Raw genomic sequence first — 22,617 nt, forward strand, 5'->3', positions numbered from 1 at the left:
AGAGTGCAAAGCCTGTCTTGTGCAGGTCAAATTTGTCGCATATAGTTCGCCTATCGATTTTTCGGTCAAGTGACTTTGCGACCCGCCCGGCCTGCCGTGCTTCCTGACGATCTCCTGTCCATAAATTCGATCCACAGGGACGTGTGCGAAGCATACGGACTAACGACTACTAATGTTACAAAGGAATTTCCCATGGCTACGGGAACAGTTAAGTGGTTTAACACGACCAAGGGCTTCGGCTTCATTCAGCCTGATCAGGGCAGCACGGACATTTTCGTCCACATCTCTGCTGTTCAGCGCGCTGGTCTGACCACGCTTGACGAAGGTCAGAAGATTTCTTTCGAAATCGTTGAAGACCGTCGTTCGGGTCGTTCATCTGCAGACAACCTCGTCGCAGTATAAGTTTTGCCCATAAAGCAAAGAAAAAGGCGGGGTAACACCCCGCCTTTTTCTTGATCGAAATTCAGGGCAGCCAATCCATCGGGACATGGCCTTTATCCGAAGCGACACGCGCAAGCCACGCCTGAACAGCCGGATATTGATCCATATTGAAGCCACCGCGATGGGCCTCATGGGTATAAGCATAGAGTGCAATATCGGCGATGCTTATGGTATCGCCTGCCAGAAACGGCGTTTTCTTGAGCTGTGTTTCCATCACGCTGAGCGCCTTTTCGCCACCAACAAACGTTGATGCCAGTCGTTCAGGCGTCGCATCACATGCGCGCTCCGGATAAATCATCAAAGCACGGCGCACCGCAATATAAGGCTCATGGCTATATTGCTCGAAAAACAGCCACTGATAGACGAGCGCACGCTCATAGGCATCTTTTGGCAGATAGGCCGTGCCTTCTGCCAGATGAAGAAGAAGTGCATTTGATTCGGCAATGAAGCGCCCGTCTTCAAGTTCGAGCAACGGAACCTTGCCGTTTGGATTTTTGGCCAAATATTCCGGCGTTCGGGTCGAACCATCAAGCGCGGAAACCGCGATGTGCTTAAAAGGCTTGCCGAGTTTCGCAAGCAAAAGCCGTGGCTTATAACAATTTCCAGAATCTGGCTGTGAATAGATCGTGAGCATCTGCTTCTCCTGTGCAGCTATACCATGTCGATGCCGTTGCAAGCTGTCCAATCAGTTTCGTTGAACGAATAGGCTCGGATTGCTGATGGATCAGAACTTTTAAGCAACACAATTGCGCGAGACCGCAGAATTTGTTGCGAAACTGCAAAGCTTTTGTTGCGATTCGTGCGGCAATGCGACATAGAAAGCCCGCAAGACCGGACCACGCCCGGTGCCGGTTATCTGATCCTGCCATCTATGGAGATCTATCATGGCATTTCTCGCCGACGCCCTTTCCCGTGTAAAACCATCTGCGACCATCGCGGTCAGCCAGAAAGCACGTGAATTGAAAGCCAAGGGCAAGGACGTGATTGGTCTCGGAGCGGGTGAACCCGATTTCGATACACCGGATAATATCAAGCAGGCTGCTATCGACGCGATCAATCGCGGCGAAACAAAGTACACCCCAGTTGCTGGCATTCCTGAGCTGCGTCAGGCCATCGTTGCTAAGTTCAAGCGCGAAAACGGTCTCGACTATAAGCCAGAACAGGTCATCGTCGGCACCGGCGGCAAGCAGATCCTGTTCAACGCTTTCATGGCAACCCTGAACCCAGGTGATGAAGTCATCGTTCCTGCGCCATACTGGGTCAGCTACCCGGAAATGGTTGCGATCAACGGCGGCACCCCGGTTTTCGTCAACACGAAGATCGAAGACAATTTCAAGCTGACCGCAGCCGATCTCGAAAAGGCGATCACGCCAAAGACAAAGTGGTTGATCTTCAACTCGCCATCGAACCCAACAGGCTCGGCATACACAGAATCCGAACTGAAGGCACTGACCGACGTTCTCGTGCGTCATCCGCAGGTCTGGATCCTCACCGACGACATGTATGAACATCTCGTTTATGGCGATTTCGTCTTCACCACGCCTGCACAGGTTGAGCCATCGCTTTATGACCGCACACTCACCATGAACGGCGTGTCAAAGGCCTATGCAATGACCGGCTGGCGTATTGGTTATGCAGCAGGCCCGCTGCAACTCATCAAGGCTATGGATATGGTCCAGGGTCAGCAGACCTCCGGCGCTTGCTCCATCGCTCAGTGGGCTGCTGTTGAAGCACTGAACGGCACGCAGGACTTCATCCCGAAGAACAAGGAAATCTTCCAGGCGCGTCGCGATCTGGTCGTCTCCATGCTCAATCAGGCAACCGGCATTCATTGCCCAACACCTGAAGGTGCGTTCTACGTGTATCCGTCATGCGCAGGCCTGATCGGCAAGAAGACAGAAGCTGGCAAAGTTATCGAAACCGACGAAGACTTTGTCACCGAACTGCTCGAAGCAGAAGGCGTTGCCGTTGTTCACGGTTCGGCGTTCGGTCTTGGACCAAACTTCCGCATTTCCTATGCAACTTCGGATGAGCTGCTCGAAGAAGCCTGCACACGCATTCAGCGTTTCTGCGCAAGCCTGCGCTAAATACTTTTATTATGACATGACGAAGGGGCCGAAAGGCCCCTTTTTCGTATCTGCATTTCTCTTAAAAAATCATCTGCCCGGCGCAAAGCCAAAAAAAAAGCCAGACAAGTGTCTGGCTTTGAGTTTTGAAGGTGCCATTGAGGCAAACCTCCAGAGGGGAACACTCAGCGCGCGCAAATGGGAGGAGGAAACGCAGCGCTGAGATGCATTCTTTATGCATCGTGATTATTGTTTTTGCAACTCAACTTTAGCACAATGCAGCCATGCATTTTTTGCATGGCTTCTTCATTCGATATTATCATTTAAAATCAAAACCTTGAACGTTAACCAACCGAGTATGTTTCTTTATTCCCCACTCATGAGCCGCCTAAACGAAAGGCACATAGCTATAATGTATGCCTCATAAAATGGCAAAAAATCACACCGACAAGCAAATCAGGCCAACTGACAGCTGTCATTAAACAATCATCCAGCTGCAACCGATCTGTCATGATAGGCTCCTAGATACCGTTTAAAATTCCTAGCCCCCTTCCCCCATCGCGCTGCGCCGGAGCCTATCTTGCGGATCATCCAGATTACCGACACCCATCTCAGCCCAACCAAGCCGCACTTCAATGGCAACTGGTCACCACTCATTGACTGGATCGCTGATCAGAAACCGGACCTCATTATCCATACTGGCGACTTCACAATAGATGGCGCTGATGTGGAAGCCGATCTGATCTTCTGTCGTGAGCTGATGACAGACCTTCCCGCTCCGATGCTGTGCCTGCCAGGTAATCATGACATCGGCCATTTACCGGCAAGCAGGCAGCCAGTTAATGTCGAACGCTTACAACGCTGGCGCAACCAATTCGGCCCTGAATACTGGACACTGAATTTCGGACAATGGCTGCTTATCGGCCTCAACAGTCTGATAATAGGCGATGGCTCGGCGCTGGAAGAAGAGCAATCCCATTGGCTTGAAAAACAGCTCAACCAAAGCGAAGGTCGCCCCGTTGCGGTTTTTGGGCACAAGCCACTATTCATTGACCGGCCGGATGAAGGCGAAACCGGGCTCTGGGGTATCCCGCCTATGCCACGCCAGCGCTTGATGGAACTTTTCGCACGTCATAATGTAAAGCTTCACGCCAGCGGGCACCTTCATCGGGCGTGGTCGGGTGAAGTGGCAGGAATAAGCTATGTCTGGGCACCGTCAGCGGGATTTGTTGCACATGCAATAGATCGTGAACTTCCCGGCGACCGGATTGTCGGTGGGGTCATTCATGATCTTGATAACAAAGCGACAAGCAAAATAATTGAGATTGAAACACTGACACATCACGTCATCGATGATGTCATGCATGAGGTTTACCCGAACAATCTCAACCGGGAACAGCTAAAACCTCAAGAAAACCTGCCCGCTTAACAACACTCCATAGAAAAAGGCCGCGTAAGCAATCCTCTGCGGCCTTTTCTCACTCTTTGAAGTCGATCAATAGGTCCAGTTACGCGCCTTTGAAAACAGGAAGTCGCGGAAAGCATGAAGCTTGGCCGAATTCTTCAACGCCTCCGGGTAGCAGAAAAATGTGTCGAAGGATGGAATTTCCTCAAGATCAGGCAGCAGCTGCACCAGACCTGATTCCTTGTCAGCCATGTAATCAGGCAGAACCGCCATGCCGACGCCGCGCTGCACAGCACGACGCACGGACAGAAGATTATTGACCTGCAAGACAGGAATACGTGCGCTTCCGTCCGTGCGACCTGCAACTTCCAACCAGTTCAACCCTGTCAGATAGCTCGGCGCAGGCTCACCGAATGTCACAACGCGATGCTGGTCGATTTCGTCGATGGAATTAAGCTTTCCATGCTTGGAAACATAACCCGCCGATGCATAGACGTGCATATGCACGGTGAACAGTCGACGCTGGATCAGGTCCGGCTGCTGCGGCTGACGCAAACGAATTGCGCAATCCGCGTGACGCATCGTCAGATCCAGTTCCTCATTGTCGAGGATAAGCTGCAACTGAATATCCGGATAAAGCTCAACGAACTCCTGAATGCGCTCAATCAGCCAGCCGGAGCCAAGGCCGACCGTTGTGGTCACCCGCAGGCGCCCCGTCGGCTTCTCTTTGCTTTCGGCAAGTTTGGAGCGGACATTTTCGAGCTTCATCAGCACGTCATGCGCTGTGCGATAGAGCGTTTCGCCCTGCTCCGTCAGAATAAGGCCACGTGCATGGCGATGGAACAACGGAACACCGACATCAAGCTCCAAGGCGCTGACTTGTCGCGAAATAGCCGATTGCGACAAATGCAGCGTCTGCGCGGCATGGGTAAAGGACCCCGCCTCTGCAGCAGCGTGGAAGATGCGCAGTTTATCCCAGTCGAGTGGTGCGACCACCTTCTCCCCCTCTCATTACTCCGCAGCTTCGTGCAGCGGTTCCTGTGCAGCCAGATAGCGCTCTGCTTCCAGAGCAGCCATGCAACCCATACCCGCTGCCGTTACAGCCTGCCGGTAAATATCATCAGTGACATCACCGGCAGCAAAAATACCAGGGACATCGGTGGCGGTCGAATCAGGCGCAGTCCACAGATAGCCGTTTGGCTTCTGCTTAAGCTTGCCCTCGAACAAAGAAACCGCAGGTGCGTGGCCGATAGCGATGAAAACGCCATGAGCGTCGTGAAGAGCCGTCTCGCCGGTGACAACATTCTTCAGGCGCACGCCGGTCACGGTCGCGCCCACTGGTGGCTTGGCTTCAGTGCCGACGATCTCATCAATGACGCTGTTCCACACGACCTTAACGTTATCGCGCGACAGCAGACGATCCTGCATAATCTTTTCAGCGCGGAAGCCTTCGCGGCGATGAACAACCGTCACGCTCTTTGCGATATGCGAAAGATAAAGCGCTTCTTCGACAGCCGTATTACCGCCACCAACAACCACAACATCCTTGCCGCGATAGAAGAAACCGTCACAGGTCGCACAGGCCGAAACGCCGCCGCCCATAAAGGTCTGTTCGCTTTCAAGGCCCAGCCATTTGGCCTGAGCACCCGTGGCAATAATCAGCGCATCGCAGGTATAAACCGTACCGCCATCGCCAATCAGGCGGAAGGGACGCGATTGAGTGTCAACTTCGGTGATAATGTCATAAAGAATTTCCGCGCCGACATTCTGGGCCTGCGTTGCCATCTGGTCCATCATCCACGGACCCTGCACGGGTTCGGCATAGCCAGGATAATTTTCCACGTCCGTCGTGATCATCAACTGACCACCCTGCTGTAAACCGGTAATGATAATCGGTTTAAGCATCGCACGCGCTGCATAAATCGCCGCCGTATAACCTGCCGGACCTGAGCCGATGATAATGACGGGCGCATGACGCTGTGACATGGGTAATTCTCCGGTCCCAAAAATCGATTTGATTTGCGGGCAGCTGGCTTAACAGAATCGCTCTCGCGCTCAACCAAGCCCATGCCCTGATATTAAGGCCAAGGTAGGTCCGTGAACTTATCATTGCAAGGCAAGACCGGGATTTGAACAACAATCCCCAATATCTTGTCGTCTTTCAGAGGAGCTTTAGATCACACCTGCATTGCAGCGGGCCAACTCCCACGTTAAACACTCAAGAAGCGAAGCTAATTTCAGGAAACGCTGGAGCCGACCGCCATTTATAAGACAGTCGCCAATATCTGCGCGCGCTTCGGCCTCGTGATGGCTGTTGCAATGTTGTTGCCTGCGGCTATCGACCTGCGTGATGGCAGCGACGACTGGCTGATCTTTATCCGCTCAGCTGCGGCAACAGGCGCAATATCTCTCCTTATTTTTCTTGCGACACAAAATCAGAATACCCGCTTCACGCCGCGCCTCGGCTTTCTGCTGACAGCGTCTTTGTGGCTGACAGCAAGCTTTCTCGGCTCGATACCGCTCTACTTCTCACATCTGCCGATCAGTTATGCGACGGCCTTTTTTGAAAGCATGTCAGGCGTAACATCGACAGGTGCGACGGCGCTTATCAATCTCGACGACATGCAGCGCGGTATTTTGTTGTGGCGCTCGCTTCTTTGCTGGATTGGTGGCGTCGGCTTCATTGGTTTGGCACTCTTGATGCTGCCATCGCTGCGCGCCGGTGGGCTTGCGCTTTTTCATATGGAAAACTCCGATAAGTCGGAAAAGATCCTGCCGCGAATGAACCAGATCGCGCTTGGTATCGTCACCGCTTATCTCAGTCTGACCGCGGCCTGCATGATCGCGTATTTTGCCGTCGGCATGAGCATTTTTGATGCTGTTAACCACGGTTTGGCGACTGTCGCCACGGCTGGCTTTTCAACGCACGACAATTCTTTCGCCTATTATGAAGGCAATCGAATGCTGCTGGTCGTCTCCACCGTGTTCATGGTTCTGTCAGCCTTGCCGTTTATTCTTTACATCAAAGCATTCATGCCGCGCCGGACTGAGCTGTTAAAAGACCCTCAAGTGAAGCTCTTCTTCACGATTGTCGTCGGTTTCAGCTTCATTCTTGCAATCGTCTTACGGCTTGGCACGCATATTCCGTTTGGTGACGCACTGATTGCTGCATCGTTTCATTTTGTCTCGGTCATCACCACGACCGGCTTCACAACAGAAGATTATTCGCTGTGGGGACCGCCAGCCATCGGCATTTTCTTCCTCGCAAGTTTTCTGGGCGGCTGTGCAGGCTCGACCTCCGGCGGCATCAAAATGAACCGACTGATCATCTTGTGGAACCTGACACGTGCCAATCTCGCGCGCCTTGTCATGCCACACGCCGTCATAAAAATTCGCTACGGCTCGTCAGAAGTGTCGGGCGAAATAGCGCAGAACGTCCTGCTCTATTTGTTTCTCTACATTGCATCGCTGGTTATCGGCGCGGTTCTGCTGGCATCCCTCGGCCTCGATTTTGTATCGGCCTTCACGGGCGCGCTGACCGCACTCTCCAATGTCGGACCCGGATTTGGCGATATTATTGGCCCTGTCGGCAACTTCTCAACCATCCATGATCCGGCACTTTGGGTGCTTTCTTTCCTCATGCTGGTTGGCCGTCTTGAACTTATCACCATCTTTATCCTGTTCACACGGACGTTCTGGATGCGCTAACGACGCTTTAGACGGTTTACATCCTGTGATTTCTTTTGGTATGAGCAGGATTACATTGCGCTACGAAGGCGCTGAGTGTTTTAAAATTACAATTGACTGAAATTTCCTTGCGCGGAGTTTTATATGCCTATTAAGGCTGATCTGGATGACATCGATTGGAAAATCCTTCGGGAGCTCCAGAATGACGGGCGCATCACCAATGTCGAACTCGCTGAACGGGTCGGCATTTCCGCCCCTCCTTGCTTGCGTCGTGTGCGCAAACTTGAGGAAAGCGGCGTCATTCGTGGTTATCGCGCCATCCTGAACGGCAACGCACTCGGTCAGGATCTGGTAGCCTTCTGTTCCGTTGGTTTGCATCGTCAGGCAGATGCCGATTTGAAGGCTTTTGCGGAAAAGACAAAGCAATGGCCGTTGGTACGCCGCGCATGGATGGTTTCGGGCGAATCTGATTTCCTGTTGCATTGCGTTGCCCGTGACCTCAACACCTTCCAGACTTTCGTCATCGAAGAGCTGACGGCAGCACCGAATGTCGATTCCGTCCGCACAGCACTGACCATTCGTCCGGTTAAAGACGAACCTCTGATGATTCTCTGATCAGATCAAATTCCAAGAAAAAGCGATTGCGTCCTGCGCAGTCGCTTTTTTATTTGGACAAGAATTCAGCTGTTAAATACGCGCTCGTAAACCGCACTGATTGCAGCGGCTTCTTTTTCGAGCGGAAACGCTTCGCGCACATATGTTAGCGCAATTTCACCGTGACGCTCCGCCATCGCCGGATCGGCCAGATACGGCTCAATCGCATCACGCAAAGCGTTGCCGTCGCCTGCCGCAACAAAACTGCCCGTACCTTTAACGATCATTTCCGCATAAGCGCCAGCATCACTTGCAACGACAGCGGTTTTTGAAGCCATGGCCTCAAGCGGCGTCAGGCCGAAGCCTTCATTGCGTGACGGGGCAACATAGAGCGTCAAGCGCCGATACCAGATGCGCACATCCGGCACTTCGCCCAGAATACGAATACGATCTTGCAAGCCAGCCGCCGCAATCCGCGCCTTAAGATCATCTTCAAATGCCTGATGCTCAGACGTCGTGCGGCCAGTAATGATGGCGGTCCAATCCGGGTATTTCGGCAAAAGTGCGATCATCGCATCGACGAAAAGGTCAGTACCCTTGGAGTGGCGCACACGCCCAAAACAACCAATCGCATATTTACCCGGCAAACCAGATGCACTGAACTGATCATCCTCACCGAAAGGCGGATGAAACCGTTCAAGATCAACGCCATGCATAATCACGTCATGAGGCACTTCGAGAAAGCTTCCCGAGCGACCACTGGTCGCAATCACCGCATTCATGCGACGGATTAGCCATTTCGTGAAAGGTTTGTGATGACGCTGTGCAGCGGAGGTAAACACCAGCCGCAGCTTCATGCGCAAGACGTCACGCATGAAAATGCCTGCCAGCATTTCGATGTTGCGGCGCGCATGCCAAATGCGAAAGCGGCGATTTGCGGGCTTTTTCCAGAAAGAGAAAAGAGCCGCCCAGCCAAGATGCGGAAGGCTCTCAGGCAGTCCCGGTCCCATTGTCGCAATGCTCAATCCCTTTGCGCGTTGCAAAGGAATGAGCTGTACGATGGTTGAAGTCACGCCTGAAAGGCGGCGCTTGAAATTTGGGGCGACGACCTCAACCTCATCGACAGGAACCGTCACATCAGACATCAGATAAACTTGAAGCCGATGATCTCGTATGAACGCGAACCGCCCGGTGCATTGACTTCGATCGTGTCGCCTTCGCCTTTGCCGATCAGCGCGCGCGCGATTGGCGAAGAAATCGAAATACGGCCCTGCTTCACATTGGCTTCCTGATCACCAACGATCTGATAGACTTTTTCTTCTTCGCTATCTTCATCGATCAGCGTAACGGTAGCGCCAAACTTGATTTTGTCGCCGGAAAGCTTGGTGACATCGATAACTTCAGCGCGACCAACGAGATCTTCCAGCTCGTTGATACGGCCTTCATTCAAGCTCTGCGCTTCTTTCGCAGCGTGATATTCCGCATTTTCGGAAAGATCGCCATGCGCGCGTGCTTCCGCAATTGCCTCAATAATATTGGGCCGTTCAACTTGCTGACGCGTGCGCAGTTCTTCCTTGAGGTTTTCAAAACCGCTAGGGGTCATCGGGAACTTTTCCATACCCAGTCCAGTCCTTTCCATCGCCCGCCACACTTCCCTCCGGGATTTAAGTGCAGCGGCAGTTTGATTGCCCGCCTGATTCTGCTTCACACTGGAACCAAAATCACCGTCCGACAGGTGAGATCACCCGGCGGTACACAAAAAGAAAACGGCCCCCGAAGCAATCGCTTCGGAACCGTTAAAAGAGATGTTGGTGAAACTATAGCATTTTAAAAGATCATTTCACGAACAAAAATATCAGCCTGTTAATTATGCGCGGAAATCGCGCTATTTTTTCGAGACAGGCCAGCTTGCAGGCCATTTTTCGGGGCCACCGGCATAGTTGCCGTCACAATCGCCTTTCGAACGCTCTTCAAGGAGAACGAAGCGCACCTTGCCATCCACGTCGTCAGTTGCCTTCCAGACATCGTAAGTCCCGCAATCACCGATGCCACGACCTTTGAAAAAGGCAGTCAGTGTCTTGGAAGATTGCGACCAGTCAATGTTCCATGCTTCGTCCACGGTGCTCGGACCATCATCAGAGATAGTCGGCAAGGAAATTGGAACGACCTTATCATCCGACTGGCTGTAAAAGGTATAGGGCTGGTTGTAGGCACCCGGAGAACCACACGGCACGCCGATGAGGTTCGTTCCATCGGCTATTTTTGCATTGAACCCGCCACCATTCTGAAAGGGGTCTCCATCGTCAGTGCCACAAACCGAATCTTCGCCAATGAAATCTTTACGAATGGACTCTGGCAGTTCATTGATGGTTGTGATCTGCGACACGTCTGGCGCGGGCGGAGCCGCCTTATTGCCCTTGGCCTGCAAAGCCGCAACTGTGCCGTTCAGCGACTGTTGCTCATCCATATAAATCAATCCACCCACAAAACCTGAGAGCGAATAGCTATATGTTTTGCCATTATATTGCAGCGTCAGCTTCTGACCGGCTTTCATCGCATCAAGCAGCTTTTTTACGTCTGCGGCGTTTTCATAATAGCCTTGTCCATCATCAAGCTTCATCGCCGAGAGGTCGAAGGAAATCACCTGCTTGCCATCAACAGCAACGGCGATCTTGCCAGCCTTAGCGTTCTGATCAAAGCCGGACAAACGCAATGACGGCTGCGAATTGACTGCACTGCTGCGATAGAGACTGAATGATATCGGACCATTATCCGTGCTTTTAAGCGCAAGCGTACAATTGGATGCGAAATCGCATTGAACCCAGCTATCGCGAATTTGCTTGAACGCCGCAGCAGCGGGACCAGCATTGGCAAAAACCGCTGCAAGCGCAGCTCCTGCCAGAATGGCCTTGTTTCTAGTGAGAAAAGAAAACATGTAGCCCCTCCCGAAAAAGCATTCCCAAACACACCGCGCAAGGAAATCCCTTGCCGCCGTTATCGACTATTGCCTATAGCATAACTGCTAAGGGATGACGCGCCAAGCCGCTAACCTGATCCCGTATTTATGAGGCAATGATGACACGCGTTCAGGCAAATTTACTCCTTCTTCTGGCGGGTGTCATTTGGGGGATGGGCTTTGTTGCCCAATCAACCGCTATGGCCAGTATTGGCCCATTCCTTTTCATTGGCGTTCGCTCGGCTATTGCCGCAATCACTGTACTGCCATGGTCGATTGCCGAGGGCAGACGCTCACCCCATAGGCTGCAACGTTCGAACTATCTTTATTTCATGCTTGTTGGTTCGATGCTTTTCACAGGCCTCGTCCTGCAACAAATCGGCCTCATCACCACATCCGTTACCAATGCAGGCTTTCTCACCGGCCTTTATGTTGTGATGGTGCCAGTATTGGGCGTCATTGTGTTTCGAAACTGGCCACACCCGATTGTCTGGCCAAGCGCTATTGCGTGCCTCGCAGGGATATTTCTACTGTCCGGTGGCACTTTAAGCGCACTCAAACAAGGTGACTGGCTCGTCATCATTGGCGCAGTGTTTTGGGCCATGCAGGTTTTGCTAATCAGCCGTGCCAATCGTGCGGGCCGCCCCATAACACTAAGCTGCGTGCAGTTTGCAACCGCCGCTGTGGCCGGACTGTCCATTGCTGTAGCGGTTGAAGACATTAACTGGAATTTCATAGCGCTAACGTGGAAAGAACTGCTGTTTACGGGGGTATTTTCATCAGGCGTCGCATTCACGCTGCAAGCCATTGGTCAGCGTTACACAACGTCGGCGCAGGCGGCGATTTTCCTCTCATCCGAAGCAATCTTTGCCGCGCTGTTTGGCGCAATCTTCCTCGGCGACCGCCTGACATTTATCGGTTTTATCGGCTGCGGACTGTTGTTTATCGCAATGATGGCAGTGGAATTGGTTCCGATGTTCTGGAAACGCAGAGCGGAACCTATCCCGGTGGCGGCGGAATAACCCAGCATTTCCAGCAACAGTACGAAAAAACTACCCGCGAAAAATCAGCGACGCGCCACCAGCAATCAGTGCAAAGCCGAGCACATGGTTCCAGGTAAAGGCTTCTTTGAGGTAAAAGATCGAGAACAGGCTGAAGATAACCAGCGTGATAACTTCTTGCATGGTTTTCAGCTGCGCGGCGGAATAGACTTCGTGCCCGATGCGATTGGCCGGCACTGCAAGAAAATATTCAAACAGCGCGATACCCCAACTGACAAAAATAACAGTTATCAGCGGTGTACTCGTAAATTTCAAATGCCCGTACCAGGCAAAGGTCATGAATACATTGGAGCCGATGAGAAGTAGAATCGGCAAGACGCTTGGCGAAATGAGTGCTGACATGGGAAGAACTTTGGGGACCGAAAGGATCATGTCGCGGTCTGGCCCTCAACCGCAAAATACTGTTAGCAGAGTGATATTGAAATTTCGCCAATCTTATGACCACCATCTGCCCGATTATCGCCATAGGCTTTAACAACAGCACTGACTGTTCGTTTACGCTTATGAGCTAATATGCGACGAAACCAGTACACAACTGAAAGGCATGGACATGAGTTTTGCGTTGTCCAACCGCTTTCATCGTTATGCATTGCCAACAGGTCTTGCGCTTTTGACGCTCTTAGCCAGTTGCTCGGGTGATCGTCCACCACGACCACAGGCAGACATTGCCAATGCAGATATCGTCGTGCCGCCACAAGCCCCACGGGAACCGCGCGTTGTTGGTCTCGCAGAAGAAATCGAAAACAATGCCAATGAAATGACAACGCAAAGCCAGCCACGTTACGCGGGCGACTATGGCTTTGTCACACCAGTGCAAAATCCGGTCAGCACTGTTGAAAACATCTATGCGATGTCGAACTCCGAAGCGGCCTGCCGAACGCGCTTAAAGCGTCTTGGTGTCGTCTTCACCGAAAAATCGCCGATCAATCAGGGTGGAAGCTGTCGCATCGACAACCCGATTGAAGTACGCGGTTTCAACAGCGGCAACATCGCTTTCAAGCCAGCAGCAACATTGAATTGCGAGGTGACCGAAGCCTTCGCACGCTGGATCAAGGGCGACCTGCAACCGTCGGCGCGGCTGCGTTACCTCTCAGGCATCAACACGATCCACAATGCGGGTGGCTATTCCTGTCGCACGATGAACCATCGTCGCGGCGCGAAAATGTCAGAGCATTCCAGCGGTAATGCTATTGACGTTACGAAAATCGTTCTGAACAACGGCAAGAGCATTACCGTTCGCAAACCCGGCTTCTTCGCCTTCCGCGAAAAAGGGTTGCTCAACAGTGTTCGCTCCGATGCCTGCTCGTATTTCACGACGGTCCTCGGACCCGGCTATAACCGCGAACATGCCGATCATTTTCATTTCGATCTGATGCAGCGCCGCAGCGGTCATCGCGCCTGCAAATAGCACAAAGCCCGGACATATCCGGGCTTTCCATTATTATTCAGCAGGAACTGGCGTTGGCTGTCCACTCTTGTCGAGTGCAACCATAACAAACTCGCCATGCGTCACCAGATCCATCTCTTCTGCAAGATAACGCTGTGCCCACGCCTCCACGCGCAGCGTGATCGACGTCCGGCCAACACGCGTAATTTCCGTGTAAACACACAGTACATCGCCGATCTTGACCGGCTTCGCGAACGACATTTCGCGCACAGCAGCCGTTACAACGCGCCCCTTGGCACGTTCTGAAGCACGAATAGCGCTTGCAATATCCATCTGCGCCATAACCCAACCACCGAAAATATCGCCCGCTGCATTGGTATCATTCGGCATGGCCTGTGTCCGTACGGTCAACATGCCCTTTGGCGCGTTCAAATCAATCATCAATGTTTCCTTCGGTCACCTGAACAGAGTCGGGCGAAGTATGCGGTAAGCCGTGAACGAGGAAAAGTGCGACATGCGCACTACAGCCATGCGATAAAATTCATCATTTAAAAATCGAGTAAAATTTCAAATATTAATCATCACATCAGAACAAATTTGATCCGTTAAATTAAAAATAATAAAAAGATAATATCTTAGATTTATATACAAATATAAGGATATTCGAATGAAAACAATAATAACATCTTCTATTGTTGCATTAGGACTTTTATTTGCAAGCAATGCCGAGGCAGCCAGCGGCTTAGCGACGGCTACTATAAATCTTCGTACCGGCCCCGGCACGCAGTATCCATCTATGGGACGCATCCCGAATGGAATCGTTCTCAATGTAGCAGGCTGTACCAATGGATATGGCTGGTGCCGGGTCAATTATCGCAGTCTTGATGGCTGGGCGTCATCCCGCTACATCGCCGTGCAAACGGGCGGCGGATATACCACGAATGACAATTTCGGTCCTACTGCAGCGGCCATTGGCATTCCACTCATAGCTGGCCTCGTAATTGGCTCGGCAATCAACAATGACAATCGCTGGAATGGCGGCCCGAGATGGGGACCACGCCCATACAATCCAAGTTGGGGGCCAGGTTTGGAACCAGGTCCAGTTCGTCCCGGTCCGGGTTGGCGCGGCCCCGGTCAATGGGGGCCGCCAAGACCACACTGGGGTGATCGTCCCGGCTGGCGTGACCATCCCGGCTACCATCCAAATTTCTACGGTCCGGGCGATCGCTGGCGTCCAAGGGGACCACGGTAAGCGACAGCTCCTGACAGCCTGATGTCAGGAGCCAAAGAATTCTGATAAGTGGTGCGGCGGTTTTAATCGCTGCACCCTTTTCATTTGTGCTGCGAAATTCCATATTGTGTCCATGGCTTCCTCAAAAGACAAATACACTCAGGATTCGCACGACGAAACACGCGGCTTTGGCGAAGCGCCACAGCGCGATTTGTCAGGCACACCATTCTCGGGCTCGATCTCTGACTGGGCCAAAGACATCGGCGAAGAGGCCGACAAGCCTCAGACGAAAGCCAAAACACCAAAGGCACCCAAGAAAGTGCCTGAGCGCAGCAAGGAATCATCACGCAGCGCACGCGGCACCTCAATGGGCGGCGCAGCTTCAGCAAAAGAACGCGCTGCAGCAGGCCTTAATCCTGTCTCCGGTCTCGACATCAGCCTTGAAGACGCAACCGCGCTAAACCCGACAGGCGCGACGGCGACCGTCAAGGCACTGTCCGATCTGATTGAATCCGGCAATCCGCTATTCAAGAACGGCGAACTCTGGACACCGCACCGCCCAGCCCGGCCACCCAAGTCAGAAGGTGGTATTGCGATCCAGATGGAATCGAATTTCGAGCCATCGGGCGATCAGCCGACCGCTATTCGCGATCTGGTCAGCGGTCTGGAAGATCAGGACCGCACGCAGGTTCTGCTTGGCGTCACCGGCTCGGGTAAAACCTTCACAATGGCGAAGGTTATTCAGGAAACGCAGCGGCCCGCGCTCATTCTTGCTCCAAATAAAACGCTGGCCGCGCAGCTTTACGGGGAGTTCAAAAACTTCTTCCCGAACAATGCCGTCGAATATTTCGTTTCTTACTACGATTATTACCAGCCGGAAGCCTATGTGGCGCGCTCAGACACCTATATCGAAAAAGAATCGACTGTAAACGAACAGATCGACCGGATGCGCCACGCAGCAACGCGTGCGTTGATCGAGCGCGATGACGTTATCATCGTTGCATCTGTATCGTGCATTTACGGTATCGGTTCCGTCGAAACCTATACGGCCATGACGTTTGAAATGAAGATTGGCGACCGGCTCGACCAGCGCCAGCTTCTGGCCGATCTTGTGGCGCAGCAATATAAGCGGCAGGACATCAATTTCGTGCGCGGCTCATTTCGCGTGCGCGGCGATACAATTGAAATCTTCCCTGCCCACTTGGAAGATCGTGCATGGCGTATCTCCCTTTTTGGCGATGAAATCGAAAGCATTGCCGAGTTCGACCCACTGACCGCTCAGAAAACCGGCGATTTGCAGTCGGTCAAAATCTACGCGAATTCGCACTATGTAACACCCCGTCCAACGCTCAATCAGGCGATCAAGTCCATTCAGGAAGAGCTTCAGCACCGCCTTGCAGAATTGACCCGTGCCGGTCGCCTGCTGGAAGCGCAACGCCTTGAACAGCGCACAAATTTTGACCTTGAAATGTTAGAAGCAACCGGTGTGTGCAACGGCATTGAAAATTATTCACGCTATCTGACAGGGCGTCAGCCGGGCGAACCGCCGCCGACGCTATTCGAATATATTCCAGACAACGCGCTCGTTTTCCTTGACGAAAGTCACGTCACGGTTCCGCAGATCGGCGGCATGTATCGCGGCGACTTTCGGCGCAAAGCGACTCTGGCCGAATATGGCTTCCGCCTTCCTTCCTGCATGGATAACCGTCCGCTGCGCTTTGAGGAATGGGACGCCATGCGTCCGCAGACCATTGCGGTGTCAGCCACGCCGGGTAAATGGGAGATGGAAGAAGCTGGCGGCGTGTTTGCCGAACAGGTCATCCGCCCGACCGGCCTGATCGATCCGCCAGTGGAAGTGCGCCCTGCCAAAAATCAGGTTGATGATGTGCTGGGCGAAATCCGCGAAACTGCGCGCAAGGGCTATCGTACGCTCTGCACAGTGCTGACCAAGCGCATGGCGGAAGACCTGACCGAATATCTGCACGAACAGGGTGTGCGGGTGCGTTATATGCACTCGGACATTGACACGCTGGAACGTATTGAAATCATTCGCGATCTGCGCCTTGGCGCATTCGATGTTCTGGTGGGGATCAACCTGCTGCGCGAAGGTCTCGACATTCCCGAATGCGGTTTCGTCGCCATTCTGGATGCCGACAAGGAAGGTTTCCTGCGTTCGGAAACCTCTCTGGTGCAGACTATCGGTCGTGCGGCCCGTAACGTTGACGGCAAGGTCATTCTTTACGCCGACAATATTACCGGCTCGATGCAGCGCGCGATGGATGAAACCAGCCGCCGTCGCGAAAAGCAGGAAGCTTACAATCGTGAACATGGCATCACGCCTGCCTCGGTGAAGAAGAATATCTCGGACATCCTCAACTCGGTTTACGAGCAGGATCACGTCCGCGCCGATATTTCGGGCTTTGCCGAAGAAGGTGCGATGATGGGTAACAATCTCGCCGCCCATCTTGAACATCTCGAAAAGCAAATGCGCGATGCCGCAGCCGATCTTGATTTTGAAAAGGCGGCCCGCCTTCGTGATGAGGTCAAGCGCCTGCGCGAAATGGAACTGGCGATTGCCGACGACCCGATGGCCCGGGAAGTGGAGCTTGAGAGCCCAGTAACCGGACGAACCAAGGGACGCCATAATGCTGGTCGCAAGATGCACCGGACTGTTGATGACGAGCCGAAAAAGTCACTCTTCGCCAAGCCGTCGCTCGACAATATGGGACCGGGCACCGACATGGCCAAACCACTGTTCCGCAAGAACACGCTGGATGAGATGACCGTGAAGCGGACGGAAAAGCCAGCGGGTGCGGACGATACTCTGATCCGCCGCGAACGTTCAGGTATCGGCTCGTATGAAGATCCGGCTGAAACCGCCCGCAAAAAGCGTCGCCCCGGCAAGACTGGCCGACCGGGGCGGTAAGTCAGGTAGAAAAAAATTACAAATATTTGGCTATAGCTTTATTCAGATCATTTTGAATTATAGTCTTTGTCATTCTACGATAGCGACGAGTTTGCTGAGAAAAAATTGGATTAAATCCAAGGAACGTTTTGCTGGCTCGTTGCGCGTATTTAACGAAGGTCCAGCTCTCAAAGCCATTATCTTGGTTGAACGTTACATTTTGTAACATTTTCTTTTCGAGGTATGCATGCGGATAATTATTTCTTATCCATAATTCACCCTTATCTTTATACCTAACAACAAAACGCCAAGCATGTCCGTATGACTTCCGCTTTAATTTCCGCCAAGCATTAGATAATGTCGAATTTTTTATTTTCACATCTTGACCATCGTATTCAAATCCAAGGTATTCCAAGCCATTTTTCGAAGCCTCTCCAAACAAATGACTGTAATCAAGATTTGTAGTAGAATTCTTGAATTCTCCTATGCACACCTTTTTATCTTGAATTCTAAGGCGTGCGCCGTATTTCTTAATGTTCGCTTGAAGATAATTCTTCATACCATCAAAGGTAGTATTTTCTCTAACAGGTATTACAACAATTATGTCGTCCGAGTACCTACGATACATTCCGCCCAATGCCTGGACGTAATCGTTCACTTCCTTATCAAAATCTATAAGATAGAAATTGGCAACAAGATCGGAGATCGGCGTCCCTTGCGGGATACCAAACTCAAATCCATTCTTCTGTATTAGGCTTGGGTAATTACCATCTGCCCCCGCAATAACATTTCTAAACTCCTGCGGTGAACATATCTGCCTATAACCATTTGCCCTCAGGGTATCAACACGGCGTTGACGCGCCTCTCTGCGCACTCCAACGTTAACTTTCTCCGTCAGCTTTAGGCGAGAAAATATTTTATCCACGTCCACAATACAATATTTTGTTAAAGACTTGAAAACAGCCAAGTGATCCCTTGGAAGGGTTTCGCCAAGGAGCTCCTCCCAAATGTATTTAATTATTTTATGATCTAAACTTTCAAAATAAGACTTAATATCAACGACTGTCACTATACAATTGCCAGTATTTTTGATGAATGAAAATACATCTTTAGCGATATCTATATTACATTTATTGCCGCCGCTAGCTTTTGGAATACGCCTATAGGCGACGGGAACATCAGCTATTCCCCTGCGAATTAAAGCTTCTTCGTAACACTTTGAAAGCTTGTGCCTATAGCACGCATATATTGCAGCATCTAACCGTGAAGCATACCTTAAGGAGCGGACTTTTGTTTTCTTAGGTTTTTTAGGATCTCTGAACTTAGTCCACTTCTCATAAAACCGCAGAAGTGGAAAGAATGGGTGCTGCGATACTGCGAGAGGATCATTAGCTAACTTTTGAATTTTTTTAAGAGATATAGCTCTATCAAAGTGTATATAACGCTTTATATCTTTTTCTCTTGGTTCCCACTCATCAACAGAGTGAGTGGAGGCAATAACACCACTAGGCATGGTACAGTTACCACCTCCGCCATTTCAGCATGGCATTCGCGCCACTATCGTCCTTATTCAACGTTATATGTCATACTGTCGGTATGGAATTGATGATGGCCATGACCAGCATCGTAATACAGTTGCTCATATCGAAATTAACCATAGGAGTTGTCCCATTGATTAAGATGATATTGACTGTCTTTCCCATTGACAGTGTAAACACTCGACTCACGCGCTACCGTGATCCGGACTATCCGAAGACGTTTCCCGTCTGGGTGCTCCCATGAGTTATATATCTATGCTGCACCCTACTTTTTCAAGTGAGCATTAATATATACCCAAATATTATTTTATTTTAGTAAATCCTATTTTATAGATTAACTTTAAATCGCATTACTTTCCACTATAAGCTTAACTAACGACAATGCCCGCCATTCGTAATGCGATAGCCTGCACGTTCGGCTTCGCAGCGATTTGGGAATGCTTGCTTTGCATTCCCTCTGCGGGCACAAACCGGCATGTATTCGCGTGTGCAGGCAGCCACTGGCCCCGGACGACCCGGTCTCGTGCCTTGGTGCGGTGGACGCCCCGGGCGCTCCCCTCCCCAGCCGGAACCCGGGCCAGTTACTGGTCTTGAACCACACTGGCCATTCCCAACAATTCGATAACCATCAGCACGGGCTTGGCAGGCATTGCCAAAAGTCTTGCGCGACGAACCGCGCTCACCACAAACCGGCGCATAAATCATCGGACACATTTGCGGCTGCGATGGGCCCGGTCTGACTGGTGGCCGATAATCTGGTCCACCTTCTGCCACGCAACCCGCCAAAAACATGACACCCGCCAACACGCTCAAACGACTGATTTTATTTAACAGCATGGCTCTCTCCCTCTTGATTAATTGGTAAATGGCACAGCAGGCGGGAAGAGCAAGGATATATCGGCGGATATTCCACTTTTACCCTCGAACCATATCGACATGACAAAAACTTGCTTTACTCTGCATTCAAGGATTTTGGGGTTTACAGGCGGAAAAGCTGCATGACGCATTCGCATCTGGCTATCGCAGTGGTTGCGCTTTTTCAGCTTTTTTGCTGGCCAGACGCTATTAAATCCGCATTCGCTCAAACCGAAACAGCAGCGGAAATCTATGGTCCGCCGATGCCGCCGAAAAAAGCGGATCCCACTGTCGCGCGCATCTGCCAACTCATTGAAGAGAATGCAGAGAAACGGGGCATTCCAAAAGATTTTTTCGCCCGTCTTATCTGGAAGGAAAGCCGCTTTGATCATCGCGCCGTCAGCCCTGTCGGTGCGCAGGGCATTGCACAGTTCATGCCCTACACAGCCAAAGAGCGCGGCCTTGCTGACCCATTCGACATTGAACAGGCGATCCCCGCATCGGCAGGTTTTCTGAGTGAACTAAAAAGCGCCTTCGGAAACTGGGGCTTGGCTGCTGCGGCCTATAATGCGGGACCGGGTCGCGTTGGTAACTGGATGCGTTCAGGTGGCTTTCTGCCACTTGAAACCGAAGACTATGTTCTGGATCTGACCGGCGCACCTGCCGATAATTTTGCAGCGGGACAGGAGATCACCAACAGACCGCTTGATGCGAAGCTAAGCTTTAGCGAGGCCTGCAAACGCCTGCCGATCGTCCGCACCGCAACAATCCCGATGTCGCGGATCAAGCCAAAACCATGGGGCATTCAGGTTGCAGGCAATTTCCGGCGCAGTGTCGCAGTTAATCAATGGAACCGTCTGCGCAAACAATTCAGTTCTGTGCTGGCCGGACATAACCCAGTGATCAGCCGTGTGCGCACACCAATTGCGCGCCGAGGCATCTATGCAGTGCGTATTGGAGCTGACAGTCGTGGCGAAGCGGATAACATCTGCGCTAAACTGCGCTCAGCGGGTGGCGCATGCATAGTTTTGCGTAATAAATAGGCATTTGAGCATACTATACCATAGTATGAAGCGATATATTGCCTTAAGCTTGCTCTTTTTTGGTATTAAATTAGCAATATTCTGGTAATTTTTATACAAAATAACAACGATACCGTTTCAAAGATAACCAATCTCATATTTGGTGAAAAATTTGCTTGCCAAACCACGCGTCTTAGATCAGTCTTCATGTGTCCGGGCAATTTGAGTACAACGGAAGACTGGAAGAACGGCGTGCCGGAACCGCTAGAAGTTCCGGGTTGGGGATTTAATCTCCGGCAATGATCGGTTCCTTTCCTAAGTCGATAACTGCCTGCATAACCCTCTGCCGGGTGTGTGGTGCGTTCGGCAGAAGTTGTAATTCCACCGTCTCTAATAAAACGGTGGCGCCAAGGAAAAGGAACGGATCCCATGGCACAGACCGGACAGGTCAAATTCTTCAACTCCGAAAAAGGTTTCGGATTTATCAAGCCTGATGATGGTGGCGCAGATATTTTCGTGCATATCTCTGCTGTACAGGCTTCAGGTCTGGCAGGACTTGCTGACAACCAGAAGGTTTCTTATGAAACTGAACCGGATCGTCGCGGTAAGGGTCCTAAGGCCGTAAATATCTCGGTCACTGACTAAAACCGATATTTTACTGATAAAGAATTTGATCCCCGGCTAATGCCGGGGGTTTTTTATTATACGAAGCCCCACCCTGCCAGGGCTTTTGACCAGAAAAATGCGAATGTGAAACGCGTGAGTTAAGCGCGAAATATTACCGACGCTGCCTTTAATTTACCGGATGACGACACTTTCCACGTGGTCGTCACCATTGTTCAGCCTCCATTCATGTCCAATCTATTAACTTGTTATTCATGATTGAAGCAGTGTGCCGATCCGGCCCTGCACATCAAAGAGATTGAAGTTGTGCTTCTGAAGGAGCGGACAATGAACAAGTTACTTAAGACAGTTATTCTGGCAATTGCCTCCATAGCAGCAGTCTCAGCACCGCTCGCATCTGCTTCGGCAGACTCTTGGGGTCGTGGCGGTTGGGAGCGTCGCGGATGGGATGGCGGCGGCTATAATCGTGGTGGATGGGACCGTGGCGGCTGGGATCGCCGCCCGTATCGCCATCGTGACCGTGGCGGCGATGCACTCGCGGCTGGCGTCATCGGCCTTGCAGCGGGTGCACTCATCGGCAGCGCGCTGAGTCAGCCTCAGCCAACTTATGTGCAGCCAGCGCCAGTTTACGCACCACCGCCACCACCACCCGCCTATTATCCAGCACCGCCAGCCCGCAGCGTGCAATATCGTGCAGGTTATGAGCCATGGAGCCGTGGCTGGTATCAGTATTGTTCCGACCGCTATCGGTCGTTCAATGCAAACACCGGTACCTATCGCGGCTATGATGGCCGGGATCATTTCTGTTCCGCCAACTAAACGGATAAACAAAACATTAAAAGCCG

Annotated in this window: 21 protein-coding genes and 2 pseudogenes; 13 read left to right on the plus strand and 10 right to left on the minus strand. The window is 51.7% G+C overall.

Translation table 11 applies throughout. The features are described 5' to 3' along the window. The first annotated feature begins 192 nt into the window (after positions 1-192). Positions 193-402: a cold-shock protein gene (locus tag RI570_RS02690; protein ID WP_250038802.1), complete on the plus strand. Its 210-nt coding sequence runs from the start codon at positions 193-195 to the stop codon at positions 400-402. Between the two features lie 61 nt (positions 403-463). Here the strand turns inward: RI570_RS02690 and RI570_RS02695 are convergent, their stop codons facing one another. Beyond that, positions 464-1,075, minus strand: coding sequence for a glutathione S-transferase family protein (locus RI570_RS02695; RefSeq protein ID WP_313826829.1), 612 nt, complete (start codon positions 1,073-1,075; stop codon positions 464-466). 250 nt (positions 1,076-1,325) lie between these two features. Here RI570_RS02695 and RI570_RS02700 point away from each other — a divergent pair, with 250 nt between their 5' ends. The 3 genes and pseudogenes from RI570_RS02700 (at position 1,326) to RI570_RS02710 (ending at position 3,936) form a co-directional block, all read left to right on the plus strand. Continuing rightward, positions 1,326-2,528: a pyridoxal phosphate-dependent aminotransferase gene (locus RI570_RS02700; RefSeq protein ID WP_313826830.1), complete on the plus strand. Its 1,203-nt coding sequence runs from the start codon at positions 1,326-1,328 to the stop codon at positions 2,526-2,528. Positions 2,529-2,544: 16 nt separating this feature from the next. Beyond that, positions 2,545-2,753 (plus strand): annotated as a pseudogene (locus RI570_RS02705) (hypothetical protein). 334 nt (positions 2,754-3,087) lie between these two features. Continuing rightward, positions 3,088-3,936: a metallophosphoesterase gene (locus RI570_RS02710; RefSeq protein ID WP_313826831.1), complete on the plus strand. Its 849-nt coding sequence runs from the start codon at positions 3,088-3,090 to the stop codon at positions 3,934-3,936. A gap of 66 nt (positions 3,937-4,002) precedes the next feature. On the opposite strand, the gene RI570_RS02715 is transcribed toward RI570_RS02710, so the two are convergent. Together RI570_RS02715 and trxB are read right to left on the minus strand one after the other, a co-directional pair. Beyond that, positions 4,003-4,908 carry a LysR family transcriptional regulator gene (locus tag RI570_RS02715; protein ID WP_313826832.1) on the minus strand — a complete coding sequence of 302 codons (906 nt, stop codon included), beginning with the start codon at positions 4,906-4,908 and terminating at the stop codon, positions 4,003-4,005. Positions 4,909-4,923: 15 nt separating this feature from the next. Next, positions 4,924-5,898: a thioredoxin-disulfide reductase gene (gene trxB, locus RI570_RS02720; RefSeq protein ID WP_313826834.1), complete on the minus strand. Its 975-nt coding sequence runs from the start codon at positions 5,896-5,898 to the stop codon at positions 4,924-4,926. Positions 5,899-6,219: 321 nt separating this feature from the next. On the opposite strand from trxB, the gene RI570_RS02725 reads away from it, so the two are divergent. Together RI570_RS02725 and RI570_RS02730 are read left to right on the plus strand one after the other, a co-directional pair. Further along, positions 6,220-7,620: a TrkH family potassium uptake protein gene (locus RI570_RS02725; RefSeq protein WP_313826835.1), complete on the plus strand. Its 1,401-nt coding sequence runs from the start codon at positions 6,220-6,222 to the stop codon at positions 7,618-7,620. Between the two features lie 123 nt (positions 7,621-7,743). After that, positions 7,744-8,214 carry an Lrp/AsnC family transcriptional regulator gene (locus RI570_RS02730; protein WP_007875947.1) on the plus strand — a complete coding sequence of 157 codons (471 nt, stop codon included), beginning with the start codon at positions 7,744-7,746 and terminating at the stop codon, positions 8,212-8,214. A gap of 65 nt (positions 8,215-8,279) precedes the next feature. Here RI570_RS02730 and RI570_RS02735 read toward each other — a convergent pair whose 3' ends face one another. The 3 genes from RI570_RS02735 to RI570_RS02745 form a co-directional block, all read right to left on the minus strand. Beyond that, positions 8,280-9,338 carry a glycosyltransferase family 4 protein gene (locus RI570_RS02735; RefSeq protein ID WP_313826836.1) on the minus strand — a complete coding sequence of 353 codons (1,059 nt, stop codon included), beginning with the start codon at positions 9,336-9,338 and terminating at the stop codon, positions 8,280-8,282. Beyond that, on the minus strand, positions 9,338-9,811 hold the full coding sequence (gene greA / locus RI570_RS02740) for a transcription elongation factor GreA (RefSeq protein WP_250038972.1): 474 nt from the start codon (positions 9,809-9,811) through the stop codon (positions 9,338-9,340). Before greA ends, RI570_RS02735 begins: the two co-directional genes overlap by 1 nt. A gap of 267 nt (positions 9,812-10,078) precedes the next feature. After that, the gene (locus RI570_RS02745) at positions 10,079-11,128 is read right to left on the minus strand and encodes a DUF1176 domain-containing protein (RefSeq protein WP_313826837.1); all 1,050 of its coding nucleotides are present in this window, start codon (positions 11,126-11,128) and stop codon (positions 10,079-10,081) included. Positions 11,129-11,268: 140 nt separating this feature from the next. Between RI570_RS02745 and RI570_RS02750 the strand changes: the two genes are divergently transcribed. Beyond that, entirely contained in the window at positions 11,269-12,171 is a 903-nt protein-coding gene (locus tag RI570_RS02750; protein ID WP_313826838.1) for a DMT family transporter, read from the plus strand. Positions 12,172-12,201: 30 nt separating this feature from the next. On the opposite strand, the gene RI570_RS02755 is transcribed toward RI570_RS02750, so the two are convergent. After that, positions 12,202-12,552 (minus strand): DMT family protein, encoded by a 351-nt coding sequence (locus tag RI570_RS02755; RefSeq protein ID WP_273726770.1) that lies wholly within the window; start codon positions 12,550-12,552, stop codon positions 12,202-12,204. 208 nt (positions 12,553-12,760) lie between these two features. On the opposite strand from RI570_RS02755, the gene RI570_RS02760 reads away from it, so the two are divergent. Continuing rightward, entirely contained in the window at positions 12,761-13,618 is an 858-nt protein-coding gene (locus RI570_RS02760) for an extensin family protein (RefSeq protein WP_409558609.1), read from the plus strand. A 33-nt stretch (positions 13,619-13,651) separates the two neighbouring features. Here RI570_RS02760 and RI570_RS02765 read toward each other — a convergent pair whose 3' ends face one another. Beyond that, positions 13,652-14,038, minus strand: coding sequence for an acyl-CoA thioesterase (locus tag RI570_RS02765; protein ID WP_313826841.1), 387 nt, complete (start codon positions 14,036-14,038; stop codon positions 13,652-13,654). A 226-nt stretch (positions 14,039-14,264) separates the two neighbouring features. On the opposite strand from RI570_RS02765, the gene RI570_RS02770 reads away from it, so the two are divergent. Together RI570_RS02770 and uvrB are read left to right on the plus strand one after the other, a co-directional pair. Next, a complete protein-coding gene (locus RI570_RS02770; protein ID WP_313826842.1) occupies positions 14,265-14,849 on the plus strand; it encodes an SH3 domain-containing protein in 585 nt (194 codons plus the stop codon). Between the two features lie 112 nt (positions 14,850-14,961). Beyond that, entirely contained in the window at positions 14,962-17,754 is a 2,793-nt protein-coding gene (gene uvrB / locus RI570_RS02775) for an excinuclease ABC subunit UvrB (protein ID WP_313826843.1), read from the plus strand. A gap of 16 nt (positions 17,755-17,770) precedes the next feature. On the opposite strand, the gene RI570_RS02780 is transcribed toward uvrB, so the two are convergent. Beyond that, positions 17,771-19,246 carry a reverse transcriptase domain-containing protein gene (locus RI570_RS02780; RefSeq protein ID WP_313826844.1) on the minus strand — a complete coding sequence of 492 codons (1,476 nt, stop codon included), beginning with the start codon at positions 19,244-19,246 and terminating at the stop codon, positions 17,771-17,773. 397 nt (positions 19,247-19,643) lie between these two features. Then, a complete protein-coding gene (locus tag RI570_RS02785) occupies positions 19,644-20,108 on the minus strand; it encodes a Kazal-type serine protease inhibitor domain-containing protein (protein WP_313826845.1) in 465 nt (154 codons plus the stop codon). Positions 20,109-20,269: 161 nt separating this feature from the next. On the opposite strand from RI570_RS02785, the gene RI570_RS02790 reads away from it, so the two are divergent. From RI570_RS02790 to RI570_RS21620, 3 genes and pseudogenes are all read left to right on the plus strand, one after another. Next, positions 20,270-21,169 (plus strand): lytic transglycosylase domain-containing protein, encoded by a 900-nt coding sequence (locus RI570_RS02790; RefSeq protein ID WP_313826847.1) that lies wholly within the window; start codon positions 20,270-20,272, stop codon positions 21,167-21,169. A 408-nt stretch (positions 21,170-21,577) separates the two neighbouring features. Next, entirely contained in the window at positions 21,578-21,793 is a 216-nt protein-coding gene (locus RI570_RS02795; protein ID WP_024899445.1) for a cold-shock protein, read from the plus strand. Between the two features lie 501 nt (positions 21,794-22,294). Next, a pseudogene (locus RI570_RS21620) lies at positions 22,295-22,591 on the plus strand (BA14K family protein); the annotation flags it as partial. Positions 22,592-22,617 lie beyond the last annotated feature (26 nt).

Source organism: Brucella pseudogrignonensis (assembly GCF_032190615.1).
GTDB classification, from domain to species: Bacteria; Pseudomonadota; Alphaproteobacteria; order Rhizobiales; family Rhizobiaceae; genus Brucella; species Brucella pseudogrignonensis_B.